The sequence below is a fragment of the Kitasatospora sp. NPDC004531 genome (assembly GCF_053602195.1).
Genome location: NZ_JBSGDD010000001.1, coordinates 17,747 through 42,172 on the forward strand (window position 1 = coordinate 17,747; position 24,426 = coordinate 42,172).

General features: G+C 72.8%; 20 protein-coding genes and 3 pseudogenes. 12 read left to right on the forward strand and 11 right to left on the reverse strand.

What is annotated here, in order from left to right; all coding sequences use genetic code 11:
- Window positions 1-28: 28 nt before the first annotated feature.
- From ACWEMJ_RS00080 to ACWEMJ_RS00090, 3 genes and pseudogenes are all read left to right on the forward strand, one after another.
- On the forward strand, window positions 29-625 hold the full coding sequence (locus ACWEMJ_RS00080; protein WP_452134617.1) for a carbonic anhydrase: 597 nt from the start codon (window positions 29-31) through the stop codon (window positions 623-625).
- 21 nt (window positions 626-646) lie between these two features.
- Window positions 647-1,117 (forward strand): cyanase, encoded by a 471-nt coding sequence (gene cynS, locus ACWEMJ_RS00085; protein ID WP_452134618.1) that lies wholly within the window; start codon window positions 647-649, stop codon window positions 1,115-1,117.
- A 6-nt stretch (window positions 1,118-1,123) separates the two neighbouring features.
- Window positions 1,124-1,441 (forward strand): annotated as a pseudogene (locus tag ACWEMJ_RS00090) (nucleoside deaminase); the annotation flags it as partial.
- A 58-nt stretch (window positions 1,442-1,499) separates the two neighbouring features.
- Here the strand turns inward: ACWEMJ_RS00090 and ACWEMJ_RS00095 are convergent.
- The 6 genes from ACWEMJ_RS00095 to ACWEMJ_RS00120 form a co-directional block, all read right to left on the reverse strand.
- Window positions 1,500-1,931: a CBS domain-containing protein gene (locus tag ACWEMJ_RS00095; RefSeq protein WP_452134619.1), complete on the reverse strand. Its 432-nt coding sequence runs from the start codon at window positions 1,929-1,931 to the stop codon at window positions 1,500-1,502.
- 89 nt (window positions 1,932-2,020) lie between these two features.
- On the reverse strand, window positions 2,021-2,611 hold the full coding sequence (locus tag ACWEMJ_RS00100; RefSeq protein WP_452134620.1) for a GTP-binding protein: 591 nt from the start codon (window positions 2,609-2,611) through the stop codon (window positions 2,021-2,023).
- Window positions 2,592-2,918, reverse strand: a complete 327-nt coding sequence (locus ACWEMJ_RS00105; RefSeq protein WP_452134840.1) for a DUF742 domain-containing protein — start codon at window positions 2,916-2,918, stop codon at window positions 2,592-2,594. The genes ACWEMJ_RS00100 and ACWEMJ_RS00105 overlap by 20 nt, the downstream gene beginning before the upstream one ends.
- A gap of 65 nt (window positions 2,919-2,983) precedes the next feature.
- The gene (locus ACWEMJ_RS00110; RefSeq protein WP_452134621.1) at window positions 2,984-3,394 is read right to left on the reverse strand and encodes a roadblock/LC7 domain-containing protein; all 411 of its coding nucleotides are present in this window, start codon (window positions 3,392-3,394) and stop codon (window positions 2,984-2,986) included.
- Window positions 3,391-5,829 (reverse strand): sensor histidine kinase, encoded by a 2,439-nt coding sequence (locus ACWEMJ_RS00115; protein WP_452134622.1) that lies wholly within the window; start codon window positions 5,827-5,829, stop codon window positions 3,391-3,393. Before ACWEMJ_RS00115 ends, ACWEMJ_RS00110 begins: the two co-directional genes overlap by 4 nt.
- Before the next feature lie 85 nt (window positions 5,830-5,914).
- Window positions 5,915-6,697: an MHYT domain-containing protein gene (locus ACWEMJ_RS00120; protein WP_452134623.1), complete on the reverse strand. Its 783-nt coding sequence runs from the start codon at window positions 6,695-6,697 to the stop codon at window positions 5,915-5,917.
- Between the two features lie 294 nt (window positions 6,698-6,991).
- Between ACWEMJ_RS00120 and ACWEMJ_RS00125 the strand changes: the two genes are divergently transcribed.
- On the forward strand, window positions 6,992-7,786 hold the full coding sequence (locus tag ACWEMJ_RS00125) for an LppU/SCO3897 family protein (RefSeq protein ID WP_452134624.1): 795 nt from the start codon (window positions 6,992-6,994) through the stop codon (window positions 7,784-7,786).
- A gap of 63 nt (window positions 7,787-7,849) precedes the next feature.
- On the opposite strand, the gene ACWEMJ_RS00130 is transcribed toward ACWEMJ_RS00125, so the two are convergent.
- Window positions 7,850-9,217: a cytochrome P450 gene (locus ACWEMJ_RS00130; RefSeq protein ID WP_452134625.1), complete on the reverse strand. Its 1,368-nt coding sequence runs from the start codon at window positions 9,215-9,217 to the stop codon at window positions 7,850-7,852.
- A gap of 274 nt (window positions 9,218-9,491) precedes the next feature.
- On the opposite strand from ACWEMJ_RS00130, the gene modA reads away from it, so the two are divergent.
- The 5 genes and pseudogenes from modA to ACWEMJ_RS00155 form a co-directional block, all read left to right on the forward strand.
- The gene (gene modA, locus ACWEMJ_RS00135) at window positions 9,492-10,277 is read left to right on the forward strand and encodes a molybdate ABC transporter substrate-binding protein (RefSeq protein ID WP_452134626.1); all 786 of its coding nucleotides are present in this window, start codon (window positions 9,492-9,494) and stop codon (window positions 10,275-10,277) included.
- Window positions 10,274-11,113, forward strand: coding sequence for an ABC transporter permease (locus ACWEMJ_RS00140; RefSeq protein ID WP_452134627.1), 840 nt, complete (start codon window positions 10,274-10,276; stop codon window positions 11,111-11,113). Before modA ends, ACWEMJ_RS00140 begins: the two co-directional genes overlap by 4 nt.
- Window positions 11,095-12,168, forward strand: a complete 1,074-nt coding sequence (locus ACWEMJ_RS00145; RefSeq protein WP_452134841.1) for an ABC transporter ATP-binding protein — start codon at window positions 11,095-11,097, stop codon at window positions 12,166-12,168. Before ACWEMJ_RS00140 ends, ACWEMJ_RS00145 begins: the two co-directional genes overlap by 19 nt.
- A gap of 73 nt (window positions 12,169-12,241) precedes the next feature.
- Window positions 12,242-12,670: pseudogene (locus ACWEMJ_RS00150) on the forward strand (SMI1/KNR4 family protein); the annotation flags it as partial.
- A gap of 56 nt (window positions 12,671-12,726) precedes the next feature.
- Window positions 12,727-13,170 (forward strand): annotated as a pseudogene (locus ACWEMJ_RS00155) (glycosyltransferase family 2 protein); the annotation flags it as partial.
- A gap of 64 nt (window positions 13,171-13,234) precedes the next feature.
- Here ACWEMJ_RS00155 and ACWEMJ_RS00160 read toward each other — a convergent pair.
- The 4 genes from ACWEMJ_RS00160 to ACWEMJ_RS00175 all read right to left on the reverse strand — a co-directional run bounded on the left by ACWEMJ_RS00160 (window position 13,235) and on the right by ACWEMJ_RS00175 (window position 21,677).
- On the reverse strand, window positions 13,235-18,505 hold the full coding sequence (locus ACWEMJ_RS00160; RefSeq protein WP_452134628.1) for a sacsin N-terminal ATP-binding-like domain-containing protein: 5,271 nt from the start codon (window positions 18,503-18,505) through the stop codon (window positions 13,235-13,237).
- Window positions 18,506-18,753: 248 nt separating this feature from the next.
- The gene (locus ACWEMJ_RS00165) at window positions 18,754-19,857 is read right to left on the reverse strand and encodes a hypothetical protein (RefSeq protein WP_452134629.1); all 1,104 of its coding nucleotides are present in this window, start codon (window positions 19,855-19,857) and stop codon (window positions 18,754-18,756) included.
- 81 nt (window positions 19,858-19,938) lie between these two features.
- The gene (locus tag ACWEMJ_RS00170; RefSeq protein WP_452134630.1) at window positions 19,939-20,742 is read right to left on the reverse strand and encodes a peptidyl-tRNA hydrolase; all 804 of its coding nucleotides are present in this window, start codon (window positions 20,740-20,742) and stop codon (window positions 19,939-19,941) included.
- Window positions 20,743-20,759: 17 nt separating this feature from the next.
- Window positions 20,760-21,677, reverse strand: a complete 918-nt coding sequence (locus tag ACWEMJ_RS00175) for a hypothetical protein (RefSeq protein ID WP_452134631.1) — start codon at window positions 21,675-21,677, stop codon at window positions 20,760-20,762.
- Window positions 21,678-21,867: 190 nt separating this feature from the next.
- On the opposite strand from ACWEMJ_RS00175, the gene ACWEMJ_RS00180 reads away from it, so the two are divergent.
- The 3 genes from ACWEMJ_RS00180 to ACWEMJ_RS00190 all read left to right on the forward strand — a co-directional run bounded on the left by ACWEMJ_RS00180 (window position 21,868) and on the right by ACWEMJ_RS00190 (window position 24,423).
- Window positions 21,868-22,239 (forward strand): YbjQ family protein, encoded by a 372-nt coding sequence (locus ACWEMJ_RS00180; RefSeq protein ID WP_452134632.1) that lies wholly within the window; start codon window positions 21,868-21,870, stop codon window positions 22,237-22,239.
- Between the two features lie 118 nt (window positions 22,240-22,357).
- A complete protein-coding gene (locus tag ACWEMJ_RS00185; protein ID WP_452134633.1) occupies window positions 22,358-23,266 on the forward strand; it encodes an ATP-grasp domain-containing protein in 909 nt (302 codons plus the stop codon).
- Between the two features lie 110 nt (window positions 23,267-23,376).
- Window positions 23,377-24,423 (forward strand): NAD(P)-binding domain-containing protein, encoded by a 1,047-nt coding sequence (locus tag ACWEMJ_RS00190; protein ID WP_452134634.1) that lies wholly within the window; start codon window positions 23,377-23,379, stop codon window positions 24,421-24,423.
- Window positions 24,424-24,426 lie beyond the last annotated feature (3 nt).

A 24,426-nucleotide genomic window follows, 5' to 3' on the forward strand; every position in this document is an offset into this window, starting at 1 on the left:
CCACGAGGCTCGAAGGGAGTGACACACCATGCAGGGCATCACCGACGGCGTCGCCCGTTTCCAGCGCGACGTCTTCCCGGCCAAGCGGGACCTCTTCGCCCACCTGGCCACCCACCACACCCCGGACACGCTGTTCATCGGCTGTTCCGACGCCCGCGTCGTGCCCGAGCTGATCACCGGCACCGAGCCGGGCGACCTGTTCGTGGTCCGCACGGCGGGCAACCTCGTCCCGGCCTACACGCCGGAGGCCGACGGCGTCTCCGCCAGCATCGAGTACGCGCTCGGCACCCTGAAGGTGCGGGACGTCATCGTCTGCGGCCACTCCGCGTGCGGCGCGATGACGGCCCTCGCCGAGGGCCACGACCTGACCGGCGCCCCCGCCGTCGCCTCCTGGCTGCGGCACGCGGACGCCTCAGTGGCCCGCACGGCCGCCGACGGCGACGTCCCGGCGCTGGTCCGGGCGAACGTCCTCGCCCAGCTCGCCAACCTCGCCACCCACCCCTGCGTGGCCCGCGCCCTGGCGGCGCACGAGGTCGAGCTGCACGGCTGGGTCTACGACATCCCCACCGGCCGCATCGACGACCTCACCGCCTCCCCCACCGACGCCGCCGCCGCGGCGGCCTGACCACCCGAGGAAGAACTCACCATGATCCAGGCCCAGTTCACCCAGACCGCCCGCGAGGCCCTGGCCGCCAAGGCCGTCGACGCCAAGACCCGCAAGGACCTCTCCTGGCAGCAGCTCGCCGACGCCGCCGGCCTGTCCGTCGCGTTCACCACCGCCGCCGTGCTCGGCCAGCACCCGCTGCCCGAGGACGCCGCCCGGAACGTCGCCGCCCTGCTCGGCCTGAGCGACGACGACGCGATGCTGCTCCGGACCATCCCGGTGCGCGGCTCGATGCCGAACCGCATCCCCACCGACCCGACCATGTACCGCTTCTACGAGATGCTCCAGGTCTACGGCACCACCCTCAAGGCGCTGATCCACGAGCAGTTCGGCGACGGCATCATCTCCGCGATCAACTTCAAGCTCGACGTCAAGAAGGTCGCCGACCCGGACGGCGGCGAGCGCGCGGTCATCACCCTGGACGGCAAGTACCTTCCCACCAAGCCGTTCTGACCCACCGTCAAGGACGGCGAGATTCTCGCCGAGAGCCCCAACAGGGTTGCCCAGAGCGGCGATCCGACGGCCCACGCCGAGATCCTCGCCATCCGCGAGGCCTGCACGAAGCTCGGCACCGAGCACCTGACCGGCGCCACCGTCTACGTGCCGGCCCACCCGTGCCCGATGTGCCTGGGCTCGCTCTACTACTGCTCGCCGGACGAGGTGGTCTTCCTCACCACCCGCGAGGCGTACGAGCCGCACTACGTGGACGACCGCAAGTACTTCGAACTCGCCTCGTTCTACGAGGAGTTCGCGAAGCCGTGGCAGGAGCGCCGGGTGGCCGGCGCCCCCGTCGCCGAGTGACCCGTCGGCGCGGGCCTCACACCGGGCGCGGGCGTCACACCGGGTTGGCCGCGTAGACGCGTTCGGCGAACTCGGCGAGCCTGTCCTCCGGGAGGTGGCGGGCCAGGTCGGCTTCGCTGATCATGCCGACCATCCGCTTGTTCTCGATCACCGGGAGCCGGCGGATGCGGTGGCCCTCCATCTCGCGCAGGACGTCGTCGAGGTCCGCGTCCGCGTCGATCCAGCGCGGGGTGCCCTCGATGATGTCGGCCGCCGTGCAGTCGGCCGGGTTGCGGCCCTGTGCGATGCACTTCACGACGATGTCGCGGTCGGTGATGATGCCGCAGAGCCGTTCGTTGTGGGTCTCGTCGCCGACCGGCAGCGCGCCCACGTCCAGCGTGTTCATCAGCTGGGCGGCGCGCTGGAGTGTCTCGTTCCTGGTGATCCAATGGGCACCGGGATGCATGATGTCCTTGGCCGTGGTCATGCTGCTGCCCTCCTGGGGTTCGCAGTTGTGCCCCTCGTCCAGGTTCTCCCGGCGCGCCGGTCCTGGCGAATCGGGTCGGGCCCCGGGTCTCACCGGCCGGCCCGCGCGAGGACCCTGGCCGCGTGCACCTTGCCGGCGTGCTCGACGAGGTTGATCAGCACGGTCTTCCCGGAGCTGCGCTGTCGCGCGTCGCAGAGCACCACGGGGGTGTCCCCGTCGAGGTCGAGCGCGCGGGAGACTTCGTCGGGGCGGAAGGCGCGGGTGCCCTCGAAGTGGTTGACGGCGACCACGAACGGGATGCCGCGGTGCTCGAAGAAGTCGACGGCGGGGAAGCAGTCGGTGAGGCGGCGGGTGTCGGCGAGGACGACGGCGCCGAGCGCGCCCTGGGCGAGTTCGTCCCAGAGGAACCAGAAGCGGTCCTGCCCGGGGGTGCCGAACAGGTAGACCGACAGGCCCTCGCGGATGGTGATCCGGCCGAAGTCCATGGCGACGGTGGTGGTGGTCTTGCGTTCGACGCCGTCGAGGTCGTCGACGTGGCTGCCGGCGGCGCTCAGCTGCTCCTCGGTGCGCAGCGGCCTGATCTCGCTGACGGCGCCGACCAGGGTGGTCTTGCCGACGCCGAAGCCGCCGGCCACCAGGATCTTCAGGGCGAGGTCCGGGTCAGAGTGCGCGAAGTCCATGGATGACCTCCTGGAGGATGTGCTCGTGCGGGAGCAGCGCGGGCGGGACGGGGCGGCTGACCCGGATGTGGTCGGCGTCGAGGAGGTCGCCGAGCAGCACCCGGACCACGCCGAGCGGCAGGTCGAGGTCGGCGGCGATCTCGGCGACGGACAGCGCGTTGCCCCGGCACAGGCGGAGGATGGCGGCCGGTTCGGGGCCGACGGGCAGCGCGGCCGGGTCGGGGACGTCGGTGACGACCAGCGCGATCAGGTCGAAGGACCGGGTGGGGCGGGTGCGGCCCTTGGTGAGCGCGTAGGGGCGGACCATCGGGCCGGCGTCCTCGTCGTACCACTGGAGGCGACGGTCGGGTGACAGCGGGTGCGCCAACGGGTTCACCCTTCCCGGAGGGCGCGCGGCGCGGCGTGCAGGTGTTCGCCGACGCGCCGGACCAGGCGGGCCATCTCGTAGGCGACCAGGCCGAGGTCGGCCTCGGGTCCGGCGAAGACGGCCAGGCAGGAGGACTGGCCGGCGGCCGCGACGAGCAGGTAGCCGCGCTCCAGCTCGACCATGGTCTGGCGGACCCGGCCCGCGTCGAAGTGCCGGCCGGCGCCCTTGGCGAGGCTGTGGAAGCCGGAGGCGACGGCGGCCAGGTGCTCGGTGTCCTCGCGGGCGAGGCCGGTCGAGTTGCCCATCGACAGGCCGTCGGAGGAGAGCATCACGGCGCATTCGATCCGGTCGGTGCGGGTGACCAACTCGTCGAGCAGCCAGTTGAGTTCGCCGCTGTGCTGGGTGGTGCCGATCATCGCTGGCGGTCTCCTCGGTCGAGGGGTGCGGGGGGCTCGGGGGTGCTGCCGCGGGCCCAGCCGCGCTGGAAGGCGGCCAGCGCGGTGCGGGCCTGTTCGGGGTCGCGTTCGTCGGGGGCGGCGCGGCGCAGCCCGGGCCGGTCGGGTTCGGGGGCTTCGCGCAGTTGCGGTGCGAGGCCGGCCAGCCGTACGCGGCGGGGGAGTTGGTCGTCCGCGTCGGCGGGCAGCGCGAGCGACGGCGTCGGCGGGGGCGGCAGCACGGCGGCGGGCGGTTCGGCCGGCGCGGTGGCGGCGGGGGCGGGCACCGTGGGAGGCCTCAACGGCCGTGCGGGCCAAGAGGGTTGTGCGGGCGGTGCGGCGGCCGGCCCGGGTTCGTCGGCGCGCGGGTCGAGCAGGTCGGTCGGGAGCAGCACGACGGCGGTGGTGCCGCCGTAGGCGGAGGGCCGGAGCGCGACCTTGACGCCGCGGCGCTTGGCGAGGCGGCTGACCACGAACAGGCCGAGGCGGTCGCTGTCGAAGAGGTCGACCTGGTCGCTCGCGGCGATCCGCCGGTTGGCGTCGGCGAGGGCTTCGGGGCCCATGCCGAGGCCGCGGTCCTCGATCTCGACGACGTAGCCGGTGCCGACCTGTTCGCCGCGGAGGTGGACCTTGGTGTGCGGGGGCGAGAATCCGGTGGCGTTCTCGACGAGTTCGGCGAGCAGGTGGGTGAGGTCGGCGACGGCGGGGCCGGTGACGGCGGCGTGCGGGAGGCGGTGGACCTCGACGCGGGCGTACTCCTCGACTTCGGCGACGGCGGCGCGGACCACGTCGGTGAGCGGGACGGGTTTGCGCCAGGCGCGGCCGGGGGCGGCGCCGGAGAGGATGATCAGGCCTTCGGCGTGGCGGCGCATCCGGGTGGTGAGGTGGTCGAGCCGGAACAGGTCGTCGAGTTCGGCGGGGTCCTCGGTGCGGCGTTCCATGGCGTCGAGCAGGGTGAGTTGGCGGTGGACCAGGACCTGGCTGCGGCGGGCGAGGTTGACGAAGACGCCGGAGACGCCGGAGAGCACTTCGGCGCGTTCGACGGCGGCGGTGACGGCGGCCCGGCGGACGGTGTCGAGGGCCTGGTGGACCTGGCCGATCTCGTCGCCGCCGTGCTCGCGCAGCGGCGCCTCGGTGTCCACGTCGACCTCTTCGCCGGACCTCAACCTCCGCATGGTGGCGGGGAGTTCGCTTCCGGCGAGTTCGAGTGCCGAGTTGCGCAGCCGGTGCAGTTCGGCGACCAGGGCGCGGCCGATCCGCACGGAGATCAGCAGGGCGGCGAGGACGGCGAGCAGTCCGAGCAGGACGGTGGCGCCGGAGGTGGTGAGCAGGCCGAGGGCGTAGGGGTCGGAGCGTTCGGCGGCGCTCCGGCCGGCCTGCTGTTCGACTGCGGCAAGGTCGCGGGCGGCGCCGGCGGCAGCGGTGTTCCAGCGGTCGGCGGGGACGGCGGCGAGGGCGGCGCGCGGGTCGCCGGCGGCGGCCGCGGCATCCTCCAGGCGGCGCAGTTCGCGGTGGTCGGCGCCGTCGGTGACGGCGGCCAGCGCGGTGCGGTCGGCGGGGCGCAGGTCGGGTCCGGCGGCCTGTTCGAACTGGGCGCGGGCGTAGGCGGCCTGCAGGACGGTGCGGTACTGGCCGTCGTCGAGCCGCCCGGCCCGGGTGGCGGCGCGCAACAGGGCGTCCTCGCGGGCGAGTTGTTCGCGGGAGCGGGCGAATTCGAGCAGCGCGCGGGCGTCGGCGGCGACCCGGTGGTCCTGCAGGGCGGTGAGCGATCCGGTGACGGCGAGGGCGCTGTCGACGGCGGCGCTGTAGGCCTGGTAGGCGTCGTCCCAGCGGACGCCGTGGCCGAGGATCTGCCGGCGCAGCGCGGGGAGGTTGGCGAGGGCGCGGGTGAGGGTGTCGAGGCGGTCGGCGGGTTCGGCGCCGAGTCCTTCGGCGTCGGCGCGGTTGTAGCCGGGGGCGAGGGCGAGCGGGGCGGCGGCGCGGTCGGTGTTCTCCGCGGCGGCACGGAGTTCGCCGTCGCGGGCGGGGTCGGGGCCGGTGGTGGCGAGGAGTTGTCCGGCGGCGGCGCGTTCGGCCTGCAGGGCGGTGACGGTGCGGTCGAGGGGTGTGCGCAGCGTGGCGTCGATGTTCTTGATCCGCAGCAGCTCCCAGACGTCGCCCGCGGTGCTGACGGTGGCGAACGACCAGAGCGCCATCAGCGCGACGACGGGGAGGATCAGGACGGCGACGATACGGGCGCGGACGGTCCGGGGGCGCAGGCCGGTCGGTGTCAACGGCGTTGTGAGGTACGGGGTTTCGTCGGCGGGCGGTCCGGCGTGGGCGCCGCGGCGGGGGGTGCCGGGGCAGCCGCGGGCGGGGCCGCGCGGGGCGCTGGGGGCGGGTGGTCCGCTGCGGGAGGTGCCTCGGGGTGGGCGCATGGACGGGGCGGGCCTTTCGGGGGTGCGGCGCGTCGGGGCGGCGGCGGGGGAGGTCGGCGGGCGGGCGGGTCGGCGGCCGGGGTGGTCAGGCGGCGCGGCGGAGTTCTTCGACGGCGAGTTCGCCGGCTTCGCGGTAGGCGGCGTTCTCCTGCGCGGTCGGGGAGAGCGAGACGAACGCGGCGGTGAGGAACAGGAAGGAGCCGAGTCCGACGGCCAGCGGGAAGACGAACTGCATGGGGGTGGCGCCGCCGAGGCCGGTGCGGGCGGGTTCCATGTGGACGTGCACGGCGGCCATGCCGGTGTAGTGCATGCAGCTGACGGCGATGCCCATGACCAGGGAGGCGGCGGCCGCGGCGTACACGTTGCGGATGGTGATGGCGGCCCAGAGCGCGGCGGTGGCGGCGGCGACGGCGATCAGTACGGACAGTGCCACGGTGCCGAACTGGTAGCGCAGTTCGCCGTGGATGCGGACGGCGGCCATGCCGAGGTAGTGCATGGCGGCGACGCCGAGGCCGGTGGTGAGGCCGCCGAGCAGCAGGCTGCGGCCGCGGTGCCGGCCGTGGCCGACGACGAACACGCCGAGGCCGACCACGGCGACGGCGACCAGCAGGCTGAGCACCGTCAGCGGGACGTCGTAGCGCAGTTCGGTGCCGTTGACGGTGAAGCCGAACATGGCGACGAAGTGCATGGTCCAGATGCCGGAGCCGATCGCGGCGGCGGCGGTGAGCAGCCAGTTGCGGCGGGAGGCGCCGGTGGCGGTGAGCGCGCGCAGGGTGCAGCGCAGTCCGAGGGCGGCGCCCACGCAGGCCATCGCGTAGGAGAGGACTGGGGTGAGCCAGCCGAAGGTGAAGTGGTCCGTCGATCCCATGGGTGCCTCCCGCGAGTGCCCGGCGGCGCTCGCCCGCTCTGGTGTTGTTGAGGGCTCCTGGTTGCCAGGGCTCTTGTGATCCGGGGACGCTGGACGCTACCCAGAGCTGAGAGATGGTCACCAGAAGATCTGAAAAGCACCACGATCCGTGGGCCGGGTGTGCTCGAATGGGCCTGCGGCGTATGCCCGTTGCATGCTCCGCGGGCCGCCGACGGATATCCCGGGTGCGGACCGTCGGCCGGAACCGATACCCTCCGCGTGCTTCCCCGTTGGAACACCAATTCGAGGACTTCCGTGCCCACTTCCGTCCCGCCCCCGCCGGCCGACCCGTTCGCTGCCCCGGCGGGCGCCGAGACCCCCGCCACCCCGCAGGACCATTTCGGCGGGCCGTTCTGCCGCTTCTGCGGTTCGGTCCCCGCCGTGCAGGCCACGGTCCGCGGCCACCAGGGCTTCATCGTGATGATGCGTTTCCTGAAGCTGCACGGCCCGTTCTGCCGGGACTGCGGCCTGGCGTCGGTGCGCCGGATGACCTCGAACAGCCTCTGGCAGGGCTGGTGGGGCATCGCCTCGCTGGTGATCAACCCGTTCACCATGCTGAGCAACCTGCTGGCCTGGTCGGCGATCCGCCGGCTGCCCGCTCCGCTGCCGGGCGCCCCGGGTGTGCCGGCCCCGCCCGGGCGGCCGCTGTGGCAGCGGGTGCAGATCCTCGGCCTGCTGCTGCCGGTGGTGCTGGTCTCCGCGCTGGTGTGGAACGGCGGCCACTCGTGGCGCGACACGGGCAGCGGTCCGGCCCCGACCCGGATCAACGTCAGCCCCTACCCGACCCCGACCAGCTCGGTCGCCGACCCGGCCAACGTCAGGGCCGGCGACTGCGTGCGCCAGGTCGGCAGTTCCTCCCACACCTTCCTGGTGGTGGTCGACTGCGCCGCTCCGAACGCGGACGCCAAGGTGGTCGGCCGCTCCTCGTCGACCGCCGACGACGCCTGCGACGCCTTCCCCGAGAGCGACAGCGCCCTCGTCCGCAAGGACGGCCCCAACCCGGTCACGCTCTGCCTGGTGAAGCTGAAGGTCACCCACCCCGCCGCCTGAGCGGCCCGAGCCGCCCGCACCGCCCGCTCCCCCGCCGCATCCGGGGAGCGGGCGGTGCGCCGTTCACCGGCGGGTCAGCCGGATCCTGACCGGGCCGCGGACCTCCAGCGTGATGCCCTGGCCGAGCGTGACCTCGGTGTCCACGGCGGTGACCTCGAACTCCCGCAGCAGCACGGCCAGCGCGAGCACCGACTCCAGCATCGAGAAGTGCTGGCCGATGCAGGCCCGCGGCCCGCCGCCGAACGGGTACCAGGCGTAGCGGTGCCGGGCGGCCTCGCGCTCGGGCAGGAACCGGTCGGGGTCGAAGCGCTCCGGGTCCTCCCAGTGGTCGGGGTGGCGGTGCGTGACGTAGGGCGCGATCAGCACGTCCGCCCCGGCGGGGATCTCGACGCCGCCCACCACGCTGGCCCGCACGGACCGCCGGCCGACCGACGGCGCGGCCGGGAACAGCCGCATCGCCTCCTTCAACACCCGCGTCAGGTACGGCAGTTGCTGGTAGTCGGCGGCGGTGGGACGGCGGCCGTCGCCGAGCAGCTCGGAGACCTCCTGGTGGACCAGGCGCTGCTGTTCGGGGTGCTTGCCGAGCAGGTGCAGGGCGAAGGTCAGCGAGGTGGCGGTGGTCTCGTGGCCGGCCAGCAGGAAGATCAGCACCTGTTCGCGCAGCTCGGTCGCGTCGAGCTGGTTGCCGTCCTCGTCGCGGGCCCCGGCGAGCAGGCCGAGCAGGTCCTCCCCGTCCCGCTCCCCTGCGGTGTCCTCGGCGGCGCGCCGGGCGATGATCCCGTCGCACACCGCGTACAGCGCGCGCTCGGCCTCAAGTGCCTTGCGGTGGCCGGGCAGTGGCCACTCGCGCGGGAACCGGACGGGCGACAGGCCCCGGCTGCGGACGAACGCGCCGAGGATCGGGAAGGCGTGGTGGACGGTCTGCACCGCCTCCTCGACGTCCTGGCCGAACAGGATCCGGGAGACGGTGCGCAGCGCGAACCGGTTCATCTCCTCGGCGATGTCCACCACCTGGCCGGGGGCGGCGGCCCAGCGCTGCGCCAGCGACTCGGCCTCCACGCCGATGGCGTCCGCGTACTGGTCGACCCGGCGGCGGGTGAACAGCGGCTGGACCATGCGGCGCTGGCGCAGGTAGTCCTCGTCCTGGGAGGTGAGCAGGCCGTTGCCGAAGCTGTCCCGGATCTCGCCGTAGAAGACGTTGTCCTTGCGGAAGTTGGCCGCGTCGGTGGCCAGCACCTGCTGGGCGCCCTCGGGCGAGGTGACCAGGTACATCTCGGCGCGCAGCCCGGGCGGGCCGGCCTGGATGCGCACCACGTCGCCGTGGTCGCGGCGGGCGGCGAGGTAGGTGGCGAGCGGGTCGCGCATCAGGTCGAGCAGCGAGCCGATCAGCGGCAGTCCGGCCGGGCCGGGCGGCCTGGTGGCTGCGGTCATGGAGTTCCCCCTCCGTCGGCGGGCGAGCCCCGCGACAGTGGGGGCTCGCTGACACCGCGTCAGTATCGCGTGCGGCGGTGCGGCCTGGCGAGGAATATCGCGGGTGGCCGAAAGCCGCGCTTGAGCCATGGCACATGCGGCCCTTAAGTTGGACTTAAGGTCGCTGGTGCGAGGGCCTGGATCTGTTGGGCCCCGCAGCTGCCGCACTATGATCGGTCCGGCGGCCCCCCGACACCCCGCCGTCACCGCCCACCACGACCAGGGGAACCCATCCATGCGCAGCGCCAGAAGCCTCCTCGCCGCCACCGCCGTGCTCGCCCTCGCGGCGGGCCTGTCCGCGTGCACCTCCACCGGCTCCTCGAACGACACGGCGGTGACCGCGCCCAAGGTCGACGGCACGGTGACGGTGTTCGCGGCGGCCTCCCTCAAGGAGTCCTTCACCGAACTCGGCAAGCGCTTCGAGGCCGCCTACCCGGGCGTCAAGGTGAGCTTCAACTTCGGCGGCTCCTCCGCGCTCGCCCAGAGCATCGTCTCCGGCGCGCCCGTGGACGTGTTCGCCGCGGCCAGCCCGGCCACCATGAAGACCGTCACGGACGCCAAGCTGACCGGCGAGGACCCGCGGGTGTTCGTCCGCAACACGCTGGAGATCGCCGTCGCCAAGGGCAATCCGAAGCACATCGCCGGCCTGAAGGACCTCGGCGGCGCGAAGACCGCGCTGTGCGCCAAGGAGGTGCCGTGCGGCGCGGCCGCCGCCGCCGCGCTGAAGACCGCCGGCGTCGAGCTCACCCCGGCCACCTACGAGCAGGACGTCAAGGGCGCGCTCACCAAGGTCGAACTCGGCGAGGTGGACGCCTCGCTCGTGTACCGCACCGATGTGAAGGCGGACGCTGCGAAGATCGACGGCGTGGAGTTCCCGGAGGCCGCGCAGGCCGTCAACGACTACCCGGTCGTCGCCCTGGGCAAGGCACCCAACGCCAACGGCGCCGCGGCGTTCCTCGGCTACCTGAACTCCATGGACGCCCGCAACGTGCTCACCGAGGCCGGCTTCCAGGTCCCGTGAGCACTCCCCGAACCACCACCGCACCACACCCCCGGGGCCGGCGGCGGCCCCGGGGGACCCCCCGCGTCCCCGCCGCCCTGCTGCTGCCCGCCCTGCTCGGCCTCGCCTTCCTGGTGCTGCCGCTGCTCGGCCTGCTGATCCGCGCCCCGTGGAGCGCGCTGCCCGAACTGCTCACCGGCCCCGAGGTCTGGCAGGCACTGCGGCTGTCGCTGATCTCCGCGACCGCCGCGACCGGCGTCTCGCTGCTGCTCGGCGTCCCGCTGGCCTGGCTGCTGGCCCGCACCGAGTTCCCCGGCCGCCGCCTGCTGCGCGCCCTGGTCACCCTGCCGCTGGTGCTGCCGCCGGTGGTCGGCGGCGTCGCCCTGCTGCTGGTGCTCGGCCGGGCCGGCATCGTGGGCCGCTGGCTGGACTCCGCGACCGGCATCACACTGCCGTTCACCACCGCCGGCGTGGTGGTCGCCGAGGCGTTCGTCGCCATGCCGTTCCTGGTGATCAGCGTGGAGGGCGCGCTGCGCGCCGCCGACCCGCGCTACGAGGAGGCCGCCGCCACCCTCGGCGCGTCCCGGCTCACCGCGTTCCGCCGCGTCACCCTGCCGCTGGTCGCCCCCGGCATCGGGGCGGGCGCGGTGCTCGCCTGGGCGCGCGCCCTCGGCGAGTTCGGCGCGACCATCACCTTCGCCGGGAACTTCCCCGGCCGCACCCAGACCATGCCGCTGGCCGTGTACCTCGCCATGGAGTCCGACCCGGAGGCGGCGATCGCGCTCAGCCTGATCCTGCTCGCCGTCTCCGTCGCCGTCCTCGCCGGACTGCGCGACCGCTGGATGTCCGCCCCGTGACCGCCGCCCTGGACGCCCGACTGCGCGTCGCCCGTGACACCTTCACCCTCGACGTCGCGTTCTCCGCGCAGCCCGGCGAAGTCCTCGCCCTGCTCGGGCCGAACGGCGCCGGCAAGTCCACCGCGCTGCGCGCCCTCGCCGGGCTGCTCGCCCTCACCGACGGGCACCTCGCCCTCGACGGCGTGCCGTTGGACTCCCCCGCCGACGGCGTCTTCGTGCCCGCCGAGCAGCGCCCGATCGGCGTGGTCTTCCAGGACTACCTGCTCTTCCCGCACCTGTCCGCGCTCGACAACGTCGCGTTCGGCCTGCGCTGCCAAGGGCTTCGGCGCGCCGCCGCCCGCGCCGAGGCCCTGCCGTGGCTGGAGCGGATGGGCCTCGCCGAGCACGCCGGACGCCGCCCCGCGCGGCTCTCCGGCGGCCAGGCCCAGCGCGTCGCCCTCGCCCGCGCCCTCGCCGTCCGCCCCCGCCTGCTGCTCCTCGACGAGCCGCTGGCCGCGCTCGACGCCCGCACCCGGCTCGACGTCCGCGCCGAACTGCGCCGGCATCTCGCCGAGTTCGAGGCCGTCGCGGTCCTCGTCACGCACGACCCGCTGGACGCGATGGTGCTCGCCGACCGGCTGGTCGTCATCGAGTCCGGCCGGGTCGTCCAGAGCGGCCGGCCCGCCGAGGTCGCCCGGCGGCCGCGCACCGACTACATCGCCCGGCTGGTCGGCCTCAACCTGTACCAGGGCATCGCCGACGGCCGCCGCGTCACCCTCCCCGAAGGCCAAGTCCTCGCCACCGACGAGGAGTTGACCGGGCCCGCGTTCGTCGCCTTCCCGCCCGACGCCGTCACCCTGCACCGCCACCGGCCCGAGACCAGCGCCCGCAACCTCTTCCCCTGCACCGTCGCCGGCCTCGACCTGCACGGCGACCGCTTCCGCGTCGACCTCACCGGCCCCCTCCCCCTCGCCGCCGACCTCACCCCCACCGCCGCCACCGCCCTCGACCTCACCCCCGGCACCCGCGTCTGGGCCGCCGTCAAGGCCACCCAGACCCACGCCTACCCCGCCTGACACCCTTGCCCCCGCGAACCCCCCACCCCTCTGGAACGCCTCCCGCCCCGCCGCCCAGCCCCCGCTCACCGAGGCCGCCGTCACCGAGGCGCAGCACCTGCCCGGCGTCACCCTGCCCGCCGAACTCCTCGCCCTGCTGCGCCGGCACAACGGCGGCACCGTCGCGGACGCCTTCACGGCCTTCCCGACCTCCCGCCCCACCTCCTGGAGCGCCGACCACGTCCCCTTCGACGAACTCTTCGGCATCGGCCGCCGCCCCGGCACGCTCTCCCTCCTCGACACCCCCTACCTGGTCGCCGAATGGGACCTCCCCTCCCCCGTGGTCCTCCTCACCGGCGACGGCCACTGGTGGATCGCCCTCGACTACCGCACCCGCGGCCCGCACGGCGCCCCCTCCGTCACCTGGCTCGACGCCGCCGACAGCACCGAACTCGCCCTCGCCCCGGACTTCCGCACCTTCCTCGAACGACTCACCGACGCAAGCGAGTTCGCCTCCGAGTGAGCGGCGGCGCAGTAGCCTCGACGACACTTCTCGTCCCTTCCGGAGGCGCAGCGCCGATGAACGCACCACGCCTCGGCGTCGTGATCGTCACCATGGGCGACCGCCCGCGCGAACTCGCCGCCCTGCTCGACTCCGTCGGCCGCCAGGACCTCCCCGCGCAGCGGGTGGTGCTGGTGGGCAGCGCCTGCCCGCTCACCGGCATCGAACGTCCCGGCCTGCACAAGCTCCCCCTCGCCGACAACCCCGGCTGCCCGGGCGCGCGCAACGTCGGCCTGCGGGCGCTGCTGGACGCCGGCGACATCGACGTGGTGGTCGAGCTGGACGACGACGGGCTGCTGATCGCCGACGACGTGTTCCGCCGGGTCGCCGAACGGTACGCCGCCGAGCCGCAGTTGGGCGTCATCGCGTTCCGGATCGCGGACGAGCACGGCGCCACCCAGCGCCGCCACGTCCCCCGCCTGCGGGCGGGGGACCCGCTGCGGGGCGGACAGGTCACCGCACCTGCTCCTGATCGCCGTGGCCCGCACCCGCCCCGCCTCCGAACCTGACACCGGCGCAGAGCCGTCAATCCTCCTGCGGCAAGGCGAAGCGCAACCGCATCGCGGTGCTGACGATCTGATAGCCCGTCAATCCGGTATCACTGAATGGGTTGGGCAGCGGGGTGATCCTCCGGCGCTCGTGGTCGTTGACGTGCGAAACGTAGACGATCCGGTACTCCACGTCGGGCTCCAGCTGGCTCGCCCGAGCGGCCCTGGTCTCGGTGTCCCCGAGCTGGATCTCGCCGTCCACCCCGGTGGACGACTTGACCTCGAAGAGCAGCGTGCGCTCGCCGTCCCGGATCAGGAAGTCGTAGCCGAGGCTGTCGTCGCCCTGTCCGTCGGCAAGGACGTGGCGGCGCATCTCCGACTTCCACGACTCCTCGGGCGGCACCCCGAAGTGCCGCTCCAGCCAGGCACCGACCGCCACCTCTCCGGCGAGGCCGACCGCGACGAGCTTCTCGCCACTACCAGACTCCCGCGCCCCGGCCGTACCGCTCCCCGCGCCGCCTGATCCACGCTGGCGCGGAATGGCGGCAGAGGAGCCGGGCGACTCAAGGGCCACCACGTCGACCGATGTCGCCAGCTGCGCCTCGCTAAGATCGGCCACCACTCGGCGCGCAAGCTCGCGCAGGTCGTCGCTCCCTACAGGCAGCTGCTCGCCGTTGAACTCCAGCGTTGGTACGTGGGCCCGGCCCGACGGTGCCGTGCCCTTCTTGCCACGCGGCTCGGACGGCTTTCGGCCTGCCGTGTCGCCCTCCAGGCCGAGGTCGCCGAGGTTCGTCGTGGCTGGCATCCCCTCCGGCCAGTAGCCACGTGAGCACAGCCAGGCGATCAGCGCCATGCGGGTCAGCGGCGCGAAGTCGAGGAGCCCTTCTGCCTCCATCTCCCGGGCCACCTGGGCCGCCCCGGGGCAGGAGGACTCCATGGCACCCCCTTGCCGGACAAGCCAGCGCTCGATGAGGCTGCGCAGTTCCGGCAGCCGGGCGTGCACGAAGCCCACACACACGCCCCGGACTTCGCTCACCGGCGGCAGTACCCCTGAGCCCGTGCCCGCCAGAGGAAGGTGCCCGACCAGCCATCGGTCCGCATGGCTGGCCATCAGCTGGTCGGGGAGCTCCCAGAGCGTCCGGTGCCACGCTGGGTCGGGGGCGAGTCCCGGCAGTTCGCGCAGCCGCACGTACTCCCCGAGCTCTCGCCCGGCTCGGTGGAAGCTCGTGAACGCGTCGCGCACCCGGTCGACCAGCCGCGAGCGGTTGCCCTGCATCCAGGCTTCGAACTGGCGGGCGTGCTGGGCGGAGTTGTCGATCGTGGGCAGCCCGAGGGCTTCCCACGCACGGTTGGCCCGCTCCAGCGGCACGCCGATCCGCAGCAGCAACCGTTGCCAGTCGTCCTCGGGAAGCGACAGCAGCAGTTCGGCACGGTCGGCTCCGAGCTTCCCTGCCAGCCAGTCCCGCAGCTCCGCACGGCTGTTGAAGGTCTCCTGCAGCTGTTGCAGCTGTTCCGCCAACCCGAGGTCCTCGCAGGCGACGACAGGAACAAGCCGAGCACTGCCCGAGCGAGTGGAGGCGCGATCGGAGAGCACTGCCTCCACCCGGTGGAGCGAAAGATCGAGCGCGGCGGCCAGGTCGGCCGCCGTCACCTCGGCAGTTCCCCGCCCCTGCTTCCGCTGCTCCAACCTCATCAGGGCGAGTTCGAGTTCCCGAGCCAGGTAGGGAGCGCCAACCAGCTCGGCGATGCCGGGTGCGGCCGTCTGAAGGATCGGCCAGTCCGCCCGTGGCGGTGCCTGGGCGACTACCAGGCATGGGCGGTCAGGGTCGTCGTGGAGCACCGAGCGGTCGGTGGCGGCCAGCACGTGTCCGGCAACATGGGTGACGGCCTCGGCGGCGAGGACCAGCGAGCATGAGTCCAGGCGCCGCAGAAGGCCGGTGACCGTGACCGTCTCCGGACGCAGGGCTCGATCCTCGTCGTACTCCACCACCGCGGCCACCAGGACGCGCAGCCACGGTCCGGAGAACTCCAGCAGGGGCATGCTCGGCGCCTGCGGTGCAGGCAGCTGGTCAGCGACCACCCGGACCGCCGCCTCGCCGCATGAACGCACCTCGAAGCCGTCGTGGTCCGCGAGGTACTCGTGCACCCGGCCGCCCAAAGCCCGGTCGTCCAACGGCAGCACAGGGACGGGGACCTGGTCGAGCAGCCTGCGCTGCTGCCTGCTGCCCGGGCTCGGCAGGTAGACCGGCTCGCTCACCTCGTCGTCGCGCACGGCAGGGAGGATTTCCAGAACGCCGGCCCGGGAGACCAGGAGGGCTTCCAGCTCGGCAGGCTGGAGCGGTCCGTCCTGCCCCTGATGGGGCGGCAACAGGTCCGACCAGGCCTGCTCATAGGCGCGGCGGATCGCATTGGCGTGCACCCCACGGAACAACTGAGGTGCCTCGCTCAGCAGTTGGGGCAGAAAGCGGAGCCGGTCAAGGGCAGTGCGGGGGTCGGACCAGCTGCGCACGCCCAGCAGGTCGAGCCGCTCCAGTGCCTTGCCGGTCGCCAGCTGCCGTAGCCCTGCGGGCACGACCGAGAGGTAGGCGGGCGGCTGCTCGCTCCCGCTCCACCACCACGCAGTCGCGATCGGCACGAAGGTGCTCCGCCCCCGGTGGTCGAGGGTCTGGGGTATCCACGGAGCATGGCAGAGGAACGCGGCGAGCGGGGTCGGCCAAAGGGTCCCGGCGCGGTCGGTGCCTCCGACGAACCGGGCCTCCAGGGCGCTGTCCGGCCACTTCTCCAGGCCGTGGACGATCAGCTCCGCGTAGAGTCGACGGCTCTCGTCGGAGAACCGGGCGTAGGCATCCTGGCCAGGGAGCTTCGCCAGCCGACGCTTCTGGGGCTGATAGGCGACCGTCGAGAAGCGGACCGTGTTCCTGCGCCGCCAGCCCAGGGCCGTCGCAGCCCAGTCCAGACGTGCCTGGAAGGTGGGGCAGATCGACGACCAGAAGGCGTCGAAGGCCCACGGGTGGTTGAGCTGGCTCCCCTTCACCGCCCCCAGGACGCCGTGAGAGGTCGGGCGCAGGCCGTGACTCACACCCTGGCGCTCCAGGAAGCGCTGGAACACGGCCGGATCGATGCCGCTGCCGTCGCACACTTCGGCGGCCGGCCGCAGGAGGGCGTCATGGGCCTGCAGGAGCGAGCTGTCCAGGGTGCGAGTCGAGTCCAGGAAGCGGACAAGGGTGTCGTCGACTGCCGAGGCCGCTCCCGCCCAACCAGGGCCGAACATCGCGCGCCCCGCAGGCGCCCAACCTCCCCGCGTGGGGACGACCATGCCCTCGATGCGCGGGGCACGCTGGCCCTGTGCGGTCCACAGGCGACACGCCAGGTTCAGGCACTCCCTCCGGGTCGCGTCGTCCTGCCCGTCCTGCCGCATCACTGCAGTCAGGACGGGTAGCAGGGCAACCGGGGTGTACGTCTGCACGAGTCGCTGCTCTTCGAGCCACCGGCGTCCGGCGACGCGTCGGCTTCGGGCCCTGCCCCGGCCTCCCGTCCACGGGATCGCGTCATGGACGAAGGAGAGGTGCTCGCGCACGCGGGTGGGCAGCGAATCGGGCTGGAGCAGGACGTCGCCGGTATCGGGGAAGAAGACGTGCTCGTCACCGGCGGGAACGAGCCGGCCGCCCGAGTCGAGGACGATCCGCTTGCCATGTAGCTCGGCGGCGTCAGGGAACGAGACCGCCAGGTCGTGGTAGAAATCGGCCCAGCGCTCGTGGTCGGTTTCCCCCGGCCCGGTGGCTGCGGCCAGCCCCTCGGCCACGGCCTCTGCCCACTTGGCCAGTCGGGAGGTCCCGGGGTCCAGGCTCAGGCGGAGCAAACGGCCCATCGTCCGCAGCCGTTCGGCGCGCAGCGGGTGCAGGGCTGGGTCGATGACCGCCGCCCTACCGGTTGCGCCGACCGCCTGCGGGGTGAAGACCTCGACGCCCTCGGGCTGCTCGATGAGGTAGCCGTCGTCGAACGAGGTACGGGTGCCCTCCGGGTGCACCCTCGGCATGAAGGCCACCTCGTTGAGCTTGCGGTCCAGCTTCCGGAACGCCTCCTGCAGCCGCTCCAGTTCGGCGCCGTTCCGGCAGACCAGGTCGATCACGGCCTCGCCCGGCAGCTGCACCCTCCCGTCGTCGACCAGCACGGCCGCCCGGGCACAGGCCGTGGCCACCTCGTCTAGCAGCAGCCGGTTCCACGGCATCTCGACGGCCAGCGAGCGGCGGCTCACGTGGGAGAAGAACGGCGCGTTGACGTATCCGTCGACCGGGCACTCGGTCGTGGCGCTCATCGGCAGAAAGGAGTAGAGCCGGCCACGCTCGAGCGGCTCACCCACTGGGACGGCCACCACCACCTCGGCGGACCCGCGCCACTGCTCCCAGGCCGTGCCCATGTCACCGCTGGCCGCGATGGCGGGGAGGACCCGCTCCTCAGATGCCCTGCTGCGAACCAGGATCAACTTCAGGCGCCCGCGGCGCAGCGCCACCTCCTCGATCGTGAGGTCGCGGCTCTTGTACAACGTGGTCACCCGCCGCCCGTAGACAACACGTTTCGGGGTCGCGCCAGCCTCGGCACGGGTCACCACGATGGTGGACAGCCGGTCGAGGAAGAGCTCGAACGGCGCCCTGTAGTCCAGAAGTTCGCTCAACTGCCCGGCGGCCGAAGCAAGGGCCTCCGCGTCCTTGAGGGGCAGCCGGACGACGGTGACGATCCCGCGACGGCGGAACTGCCGCACCTGCTCAGGGATCTCGTCCACCGGCACCGGGAGGGTCAGCGCGGACAGGTTGTCGCGCAGTCGATCAGCCGCGCCAGGGTCGTGCGGGGCCACCTCGACGGCAAGCCGGTCGAAGTCCGACGGCCGGGCGAACCGGAAGCAGTAGCCGTCGAAGTTCTTGGCGGCCGGGCCTGAGACGCTGTACAGCTCGGGGGCATCGGTCAACTGACGGACACTCTTGAAGCCAACCCCCTTGTGTCCGATGCCCTCGTCCGGTCGCTTGCTCGACGACGCGACCCGACGCAGCGAGTCGAAGCGCTTCGGCGTCAGCTCACGGCCGCCGTTGGCCACATAGAGGACCCCGTGCTCGCCCTCGGTCTCGTCGAGCAGGATCTCCACCCGTCCGTCGCCCGGTTTGGCCGGGTGCGCGTCGTGGGCGTTCTGCAGAAGCTCGACCAGCACTCGGCCCTTGTACTCGGGGGCCAGTACTCCCTCGATCACAGCCTTCATGTCGCGCGAGGTGGTGTCGCCCTCCGACAGGCTCCTCAGAGTCGTCCGCACCTTCTTCACGGCCTGCTCCCACACCTGCCGCTGACGAGAACCCGCCACCCCTGAGCGCTTCAACTGCTTCCCCCTCATGTGCACCCGTGCGAAGACATCCGCAGCCACGTTAGTGGGGCATGTACCGGGCGGTGATCAATCTGCGTGTTCCACCCTCGCGGTCGCAACTGAGCCGGTAGTACGCGGCCGACACCAGCATCGGACGGTGGTGGCATCGGTTGGCCCTGCAGCACGCGGCATGTGCACGTCTCGACCGGTCAGCCCCCCGACCACCGGTCCATGAGCGCGGCCATCCGCCCCGTGTGCTCGGCCACCGCGGTCCGGAGTGAGGGGAAGTCACGTGTCGGGAAGCAGGCTTCCACCAGGCCGTAGTAAGGGGCCTTGATGGAAAGCTTCGAGACGAGGTGCTCCGCAGGCGTGTAGTGGATCAAGGTATTACGGAAGTGCCGTGCCTCGCCACTGCGGATCTCCACGCTCACCGGGTGGTCGAGCATGGCGGCGAGCAGCGAGCGCGACTCCGTCCCCAGCGCCTTCTGATACTGGTCCCTCAGCTTCTCCAGGCTGGACAGCACGTGATAGAGCGTGACGTACCTCAGCTTGAACACGGTCTCGGCGGACGCCGGGCTGTCGTCCTGCAGCATGACATCGAGGACGTTGAGGGAGCACTGGAAGGCGGTCAGGGACGCCTTCATCTTCTCTGGCAGACCGGCATCGAAGATCCGGGCGAAGTGTCGCTCGGACTGGCGATCCCGGGCCTCGAAAGCGTCGTCGGTGATGCTGTTCATGAATGAGGGGCCGGACCACGACAGGTTCCCCGCCGCCCGGCTGACATACGCGCTCTGGGCCTGGGCCACGGCCGACAACTCCTGTCCCAGCGCGGGGAGGTCTTTCAGCGCGTCGACGCGAAGAGCCATGACGAACCCCACCGTGTGGGTGGTGCTCACGAGCCTGCCTCGGTAGCGGTACTCCCCCAGGTCCGTCTCCCACCGGCGCGCGGGCGGGAACCAGGTTCTGCCCAGGAACGCCTGCCGTCCCTCGTCGATGATGCGTGCGAAAGCGTCACCGACACTGTCAAGGCCGGAGGTCTTGGAGTCGTCGAAGAACTTGACGCTGAGCCGCGCCCTCCGGATCGTCTCCTCGTGCTCGTAGACCAGAGCGGCCGCGAATTCGGGGTCGGTGACCTTCAGGGTCCGGTACGACTCGTGGATGATGAGCGACAGGTAGTTGTTCAGACAAAAGATCGGGATGACGGCCTTGCCGGTGTCCGCGACAACCCGTTCCAGGAAGCGACGACAGAACGCAAGATCGGCCGCGATGAGGAGACGCGCCACGTCGTACTTGATCCCGCTTCCCGAACTCACCGGTTCTCTCGCATCCTTCCTGGTATGGGGCTTCTCATCGTGTCCTCCTGGTTGGGGCGAGGCCGTTCGGGCGGGTGGCGCTCAGGGGTGGCGGAGGCGCGGGGTGGGGCAGTAGTGGGTGCCGCCCTCGACGGCGACGGTGCAGCTGCCGGGGGCGATTTCGGTGAAGCCGGCGTCGCGGACGACGGGGAAGCGGCCGTTGGTGAGGGTGGGCCAGTCGGCGGGGTCGGCGGTGCGGACGGCGAGGGGGAAGCCGTTGGCGGCCCACTCCTTGCGCTGGGCGTCGTCCAGTTCCCACCAGGCGAGCTGCGCGGCGTGGCCGGTCTGGGCCATGGTCTTGCCGGCGCTCATCCGCAGGTCGGGGTTGAGCCACAGGACGGGGACGCCCTCGGGGGCGGGGCCGGGCGGGGCGGGGTCGTCGAGTTCGGTGCCGGAGACCTGGAGCTTGGCGAGTTCCTTGGGCCAGCCGTCCAGCGGGATCGGCGGGAACACCCGCACCTCGGCGCCGTCGCCGGTGACGGTGATGCCGGGCAGTTCGCCCGCCTTGCGCCACTCGCCGCCGCGGGCCCGCCGCACCACCTTGCGGATCCGGGCGTCCTCCCAGGCCTTGACGCGCTCCGCCCACTCGCCGTCGCCGGCGGTCACCCGCGGGTCGGAGAGCAGGGTGAGGACGGCCCGCGCGGAGGTCTCCAGCGCGTCCGTCCGGGCCGGCGGTTCGGCCCGCTCCAGCCGGACCACCAGCGGCAGCACGTACTGGTCGTGGGAGTCCCGATCCTCGGCGTCCCCGCCGACCGCCGGCACGGCGGCAGCGGCAGCGGCAGCGGGGCTGACGGAGGCGGTCTCGGGGGAGGCGGCGTCGGGCGTCGTGGAGAAGGGTGAGCTCACCCCTCCAGCATGCCAGTTCAGCGCCGGTAGCCCCGCCCGGGGTCGCGCTCCTCGGCGTCCTGGTAGCCGAGGAACCAGCCCTCCGGGTGGGTGGCGGCGAGGAGTTGGTCGATCCGCTGCCCGGCGTCCAGGTCGTCGTCGGTCTCCTCGGGCCCGTAGACGCCGAAGAGTTCGTCCGTGCAGCCGTCCCAGTCGTAGTCGTACAGGTCGGCGGGCAGGTCGCCCATCATGTCGGCCACCGACTCGGGTTGGGAGCCGAGCAGCGCGCGGGCGTCGGTGAGGGCCAGCCGCAGCGCGACGTCCTCGGCGAGGCTGCGGGGCAGCGGCCATTCGCCGAGTGCGAGGTCGTCGGCGAGGTCGTCGAAGGCGCGGGCGAAGGCGCGCCGCCAGCCGCGGTGGAGGTTCCAGGTGCGTTGCTGGAGGCGGCCGAAGACGGTCCAGTCGGCTTCGTCGGCGACGGTGACGGGGTCGTCGCCGTGTTCGTCGAGGTCCTCGTAGGCGGCGTCGGAGAGGCCGATCAGCTGGGTGTGCAGCAGGCAGGCGGTGCGCGGGGTGAGGGTCCAGTCGCCGGTGTCACTCTCGTCGTCGAGCGGGAAGAGCTCGGCGAAGTCGGGGGCGAAGTCGTCGGTGACGCTGATCTCCAGGGTGCCGCCGAGGGCTTCGATGCCGGGGATGGCGGCGACCAGCCGGTCGGGGTGGAGCAGCGCGCCGAGGGCCGCGTTGGGGTCCTCGGAGACTTCCCGCAGCAGGTCGCGGCGCTGGTGCTCGGGGTCGATGCCGGCGAAGTCGAGGTCCTCGACGGCCGCCTGTGCGGCGGCCCGCAGGGCGGGCCAGTCGGTGATCCGGATGCCCAGGACCACGGTGGCCTCGATCTCCTGTGCGCCGGAGTCCTCGGCCGCGCCGGGGCCGTGTGGATGATCGCTTCGCTCGCCCATGCCCCAAGGTTGACAAATCCGGGGGTCCGGTGTCCATCGGCTCCTCGCGATCCGGTGCCGCAGGGGCCTGCCGAAGCCCGGCCGAAGCCCCGCCGAAGCCCTGCCGAAGCCCTGCGGAAAACGCTTTCCCGTAGCATCTCCGGCGTGCCGGACTGGAGTTCGGACCGGGTGTTGGCAGAGGGTGGGAGCCATGAGCGAATTGAACGATTTCGGCGGCGGGCAGGACCCGTCGGGCGGCGTGCTGGTGGTCACCACCAATGACGTGCCGGGGTACCGGGTGGAGCGGGTGATCGGCGAGGTGTTCGGCCTCACCGTCCGTTCGCGGCACATCGGTTCGCAGATCGGCGCGGGCCTGAAGTCGCTGATGGGCGGCGAGCTGAAGGGCCTGACCAAGACCCTGGTGGAGACCCGGAACCAGGCGATGGAGCGACTGGTCGAGCAGACCAGGGCGCGTGGCGGCAACGCGGTGCTGATGATGCGGTTCGATGTCACGGAGGCCGCCGACGTGGGCACCGAAGTGTGCGCGTACGGCACCGCCGCGGTCATCGCACCGATCGACTGACGAGCCACTTCGACCACAGCCCGACCATCTCTTCAGACAGTCGGTAAAGCGGTTGACACGCTCACGGGTGCGTAAGAGCCTCGCTGCCGGACCGTCCCGCGTACTGCCAGGAGCACCCGTGAGCACCCCTTCGCACCCCATCACCAGCACGGCCGGCCCGAGGGTCGCGTACGCCACCTGCCGGGGCGTGGAGGACGTGGAGATGCTCCCCGTGCTGGCCGCGTTCGCCCGCGCCGGGGTGGTCGCGGAGGCCCCGTTCTGGGACGACCCGGCGGTCGACTGGAGCGGCTACGACCTGGTGCTGGTGCGCAGCGTCTGGGACTACATCCTGCACCGCGACGCGTTCCTCGCCTGGGCCCGCCGGACGGCCGCGCTGACCCGGGTGGCCAACCCGGTGCCGGTGCTGGAGCGCAACACCGACAAGACCTACCTGCGCGACCTGGCGGCGGCCGGGGTGCCGATCGTCCCCACCGTCTGGGTCGCCCCGGGCGAGGAACTCACCGGCGCCGACTGGCCGGAGCTGGTGGTGAAGCCGACGATCTCCTCCGGCGCCCGCGACACCCTGCGCACCACCGACCGCGCCGAGGCGCTCGCCCACGTCGCCGCCCTCACCGCCGCCGGCCGCACCGCGATGGTCCAGCCGTACCTGTCGATGGTCGAGGACGAGGGCGAGACCTCGCTGCTGTACCTGGGCGGCGGGTTCAGCCACGCGGTGCGCCGCGGCCCGATGCTCGGCGGCGGCTTCGAGGACGTCGCCCGCGAGCCCGCCGAGGACCAACTCGCCCTCGCCGAGCGCATCCTGGCCGCCGTCCCGCAGCGGGCCGAGCTGCTGTACGCCCGCGTCGACCTGGTGCGCCTGCCGGACGGCTCGCCGGTGCTGATCGAGCTCGAACTCACCGAGCCCCGGCTGTTCCTGGCGCTGCGCCCGGACGGCCCCGAGGCGCTGGCCGTCGCCGCGCTGCGCCTGCTGCCGGGCGGCGGCGGGGGCGGGAACACCCGGCCGCGCGGCGATGTTTCACCGGCGTGACTGTTCACGGTGCAACGATCGACCCGGGCGCGACGGCCCCGGCTCCCGGCGCGGCGGCCCCCGCTCCCCGTGAGGCGGACGCACGCCGTGACGCGCAATCGCCCCGCGAGGTGGACGCGCTGGTGATCGGCGCGGGCCAGGCCGGCCTGTCCGCCGCCTACCACCTGCGCCGCCGCGGCTTCGCCCCGTACACGGGCTTCGTGGTCCTCGACGCGGACGACGCCCCGGGCGGGGCCTGGGCGCACCGCTCCCCGTCGCTGACGATGGCCACCGTGCACGGCTTCCACGACCTGCCAGACTTCGAGCTCCCCGCCACCGACCCGGCCACCCAGGCCCGGATCGCCGTGCCGGGCTACTTCGCCGCGTACGAGGCGCAGCACGCGCTGCCGGTGGTGCGGCCGGTGAAGGTCCTGGCGGTGCGCGACCGGCCGGACGGGCGGCTGCTGGTGGAGACGGACTCCGGCAGCTGGATCACCCGGGCGCTGCTGAACGCCACCGGCACCTGGACGCGGCCGTTCCTGCCGCGCTACCCGGGTCACTTCGCGGGCCGTCAGCTGCACTACGCGGACTACCGGGGGCCGGACGGGTTCGCGGGCCTGCGGGTGCTGGTGGTCGGCGGCGGGGCGTCGGCGATCCAGGTGCTGTCGGAAGTGGGCGCGGTCGCGGAGACGGTGTGGGTGACGCGGACGCCGCCGGTGGTCCACCAGGGGCCGTTCACCCCGGAGTTCGGCCGCGAGGTGGTCGCCAAGGTGGAGGAGCGGGTGCGGGCGGGCCTGCCGGTGCGCAGCGTCGTGTCGGTCACCGGTCTCGGCCCGAGCGTCGCCTACCGCCGCGCCGAGGAGCTGGGCGTGCTGAACCGCCGCCCGATGTTCGACCGCCTGACCGAGCACGGAGTGGCCTGGGGCGACGAGGAGTTGGCGGTGGACGCGATCATCTGGGCGACGGGTTTCCGCGCCGAGCTGACGCACCTGGCGCCGCTCGCGCTGCGCGGCCCGGGCGGCGGCATCCGGCTGTCCGGCACGCACGTCGCCGACGACCCGCGCATCCACCTGCTGGGCTACGGGCCTTCGGCGTCCACGGTGGGCGCGAACCGGGCGGGCCGCGCGGCGGTGAACGAGGTCGTCCGCCTGCTGCGCGGCCAACTGGCCACCGTGTAGCGG